We start from the raw sequence: 3,441 nt of genomic DNA, 5'->3' as shown, positions 1-3,441 counted from the left end.
CGATCAATTCGTCTTAGTGGCCAACTTGCCCTTGACGTCTTCCAGCAAGGTCGACGAGCGACGGCTGCTGAAGGAGGCTGGCTTGTCTCCGCCGAACGAAGGGGCCTGAGCCGTCAGTGTCGTTGCACCTCAGTTATGTAGAGATCGACTCGCTGTGCCGAGTCCTTCCACGAGAACCTGTTGCATTCGCGAGCCCCCAACGTGATGAGACGCGACTGAAGGTCTCCAATGTCATGATGGGTTACGATTCGATTTCGGTAGGCGACCGGAGCGGTGTTGCACAAGTTGATAAGCAGACCACCGTGCCGGCCTACCTACATAGGGAGATCCACCTGCTCCCACGCGTGTCAACGGCAGATTCGGACTGACCCTTTGGCGACGAGTTGGAATTGACCCCTTCGGTCGCGGACGCGCCGTTTCTCGCCGTTAAAGCGGCAATTGTCGACTGTGCTTCCTGAAAGGGCATTGCGTATGCGAAGCAGGACTTCATCCGCCTTCCGCGACGCGAGTCGGTATAACTTCTGGATCAAGCTGCAGCCTAGCGTTGCACGCCTGTTCGGAGCTTTCTCGACGCTGCGTACCAAGACCATCAACGCCGGACAGATCGCCGACTTCGTCGATTGGCAGCTGCGTGTGTTCGGTGCTCGGCCAACGATTTTCGGGCGGCGCGAAACGCTGTGGGAACGGCTCGCACAACGGCTGGATCCAAACCGTCCTCTTGTGGTGCTGGAGTTCGGCGTCGCCTGGGGCTATGCGACCAACTGGTGGCTGTGTCGATTGGGCGGGCGCGACGTGGTCTGGCACGGGTTCGACCGTTTCACGGGGCTGCCACGCGCCTGGCGCGAATACGAGCAGGGCACGTTCGATGCCGGTGGTAAGCCGCCGGCGATCGACGATGAGCGCGTACATTGGCACGTCGGCGACGTCGAGGACACCCTCGGTGCAGTGGACCTGGCTGCGGCGCGTGATGCGCAGTGGCTGGTGCTCTTCGACATGGACATCTACGAACCGACGGTCTTCGCCTGGGAAGTGATCAATGCTCACCTACGACCTGGGGATGTCATCTACCTCGATGAAGCGGTGGACCGCGACGAACGACGCGTCCTGGACGAGATGATCCTGCCGTCGATCGGTTGCGAGTCCGTCGGCGCCACGCCGTACGCGCTGGGTTTGGTTGTAACCCGCCCAGTTGGCTGAATATTAATAGGGCTTCGGAACGGCGTGTCTGCGCTCTGCCCGATCTGCGGGGGTCCGGGCAACGGCTGCTCAACGTGGTGCGCATGCACCTGGGCAACCAGGTCGATGCGCTGCGGCCCTATCCCTGGCAGCCCAAGCAGAACGCGTTCGCCAAAGACGGTGCGGACCTGGGCATCCCGGCGCGGGTGTTCCCGCAATGGTTGCGCTGCACCGGATGTGACTACCTGGGCCCGTTGCCGCGGTTCACCTACACCAACACCCACCCGTTCCGGCCCGATCTGGCCCAGTTCACCCACAAGAGCTGCCCCAGCCGGGGAACCCAGCGTGCCGTCGGGAAGAGCGGGAAGCGGGAAAGCCCTGCCGTGCCCGCCCAGCACTTGCTGACGTGCACCAACGGGCACCTCGACGAGTTCCCCTATGAGCTGGTAGTGACCATCAACCCGGCCGACATACTGGACAACATGTACATTCCCGCCCATTTCGCCGCCGACGAGCAGGCCGTCGACGACTTGCTCACTCACCACGGTCGGTCGATCATGGTTGCAGCGACTACATCGTCGGAGAAGGTCTCTCCCCATCGCCCGAAGGGCAGATTTGACGTGACCATGATCGAGCCGATTTCAGGGCCAAACGGATTCGGTGATTGAGACCGATCGGCGGGGGCGACCGGCGGCAGCGGCAGCATCGCCAAATAGTCGGCTTCCAACAGATCGACTGGCCGGCCTCCGATGGAACGAACAGTGCGGGTATTAGCCCGCACCAGCCACTCGTTGAGCTGGGATTGAAATCATCCGGTGACACACGAACACCCTGCCGGGCAGAAACGAGGTCTCCAGATAGCCGTTGGCGCGCTCCACCAAGCCCTTATATTCGGTTATCTCGTGGCGGAGCCAGCTTGATTTGGGTGGCCAACGTGCCGGCGAAGGCAACTGCAGGTGTGGTGCCTAGGCTACGATCGCTGGGTGCAAGCTAGGGCAACTGGCGCGACGTCGGGGGGACATTACGAGCAGCTGGTCCGGCGCCAGCGTGCTGAATTGCAAGATGCGTACTTGAAGGGGGTGCGCCGGCTGCGATGGGACGCAGGGCGTCTCGCCGCAGAACGCGAACGGCGTCTTCGGGGTCTGCTGGTGTGGGCCGCCGATCGTTCGCCGTTCTGGCGGGAACGACTGGCAGGCCGCGATCTGGCGAATTTCACCGAGTCCGACCTCCCTTCTCTGCCGGTCCTGAGCAGAGCCGAGATGATGGCGGAGTTCGACCGGGTGGTCACGGTCCCCGGATTGACACTTGCCCGGGTCCAACAACACCTCGATCAGTCGGACGGCGACCGCGGCTACCTGGACGACGAGTACCAGGCAATCGTCACGTCTGGATATATAGGAACCCAAGCAGTCCATGTCTACGGTTGGGACGCGTTCGTCACCTTCGTGATGCAGGGCTCGCGCTGGACCGGGCGACGCGGAGAAGACCCCGACGCGGTGCTGGCGCAGGCCTTTGCTACCAGCACTCGGCATGAGTCGGGGATATTTCACGCCTTCAGCACCTTCGAAAGCGGAGGGCCAACATCGCACTGCTTCGGCGGCACGCAACCCCTGGACGAGATTGTCGACGGCCTCAACAACGCGCGTCCCGCGGTGCAGGCTCTCCAAGCGTGGCCGAGCCTCATGCGGGAGCTGGCTTTAGAGGCGATCGCAGGACGACTCACCATCAAACCGACCTGGGTCAGCGTCGCGGGCGAGATCTGCACCCCGCCCGTGCGGGAGGCGGTTCGATCCGCGTGGGGGGTCGAGACTTCGGAGTTCTGGGGCTGCTCAGAGGGGACCTATGCCTTTCCATGTGGTGTTGGAGAAGGCATGCACGTCGCCGACGATCTGGTCATTCTCGAGCCGGCGGATGCTGATGGCAACGTCGTACCATATGGGCAACCTGCGGAACGGCTGCTGTTGACCAACCTGTTCAACCTGGCGCAGCCGCTGATCCGCTATGACCTCGTAGACGCGGTGACGATCTCCGACGAGCCGTGTCCGTGCGGTTGTGCTCATCGCCGCATCACAGCGGTCAACGGTCGCATCGACGGAGCCTTCCAGTATGAAAGCGGTGCTCTGGTGCCCCGGGCGGCCTTCGAGCGGACTGTCCTTGCCACCCCCGGCGTCGCCGACTTCTTCGTGGGCAAGACGCAACGTGGTGTCGACCTGTCCGTGGTGACCGACGGTTCATGCGACCTCCAGCATCTGCGGATGGAACTGA

At 62.7% G+C, this 3,441-nt stretch carries 2 protein-coding genes and 2 pseudogenes; 2 read left to right on the top strand and 2 right to left on the bottom strand.

What is annotated here, in order from left to right:
* Positions 1-471: 471 nt before the first annotated feature.
* Entirely contained in the window at positions 472-1,197 is a 726-nt protein-coding gene (locus ACLP9N_RS33690) for a hypothetical protein (RefSeq protein WP_442411461.1), read from the top strand.
* Positions 1,198-1,723: 526 nt separating this feature from the next.
* Here the strand turns inward: ACLP9N_RS33690 and ACLP9N_RS33685 are convergent.
* Positions 1,724-1,819, bottom strand: a pseudogene (locus ACLP9N_RS33685) (ATP-binding protein); the annotation flags it as partial.
* 5 nt (positions 1,820-1,824) lie between these two features.
* A pseudogene (locus tag ACLP9N_RS33680) lies at positions 1,825-2,139 on the bottom strand (IS21 family transposase); the annotation flags it as partial.
* Between the two features lie 20 nt (positions 2,140-2,159).
* Here ACLP9N_RS33680 and ACLP9N_RS33675 point away from each other — a divergent pair.
* On the top strand, positions 2,160-3,441 hold a 1,282-nt coding region (locus ACLP9N_RS33675), incomplete at its 3' end, for a hypothetical protein (RefSeq protein WP_442411460.1).

The organism is Mycobacterium sp. (assembly GCF_052144515.1).
In the GTDB taxonomy this organism is placed as follows: domain Bacteria; phylum Actinomycetota; class Actinomycetes; order Mycobacteriales; family Mycobacteriaceae; genus Mycobacterium.
Note: the sequence above shows the minus strand (reverse complement) of the source record. Positions and strands in the feature narration are given on the sequence as shown.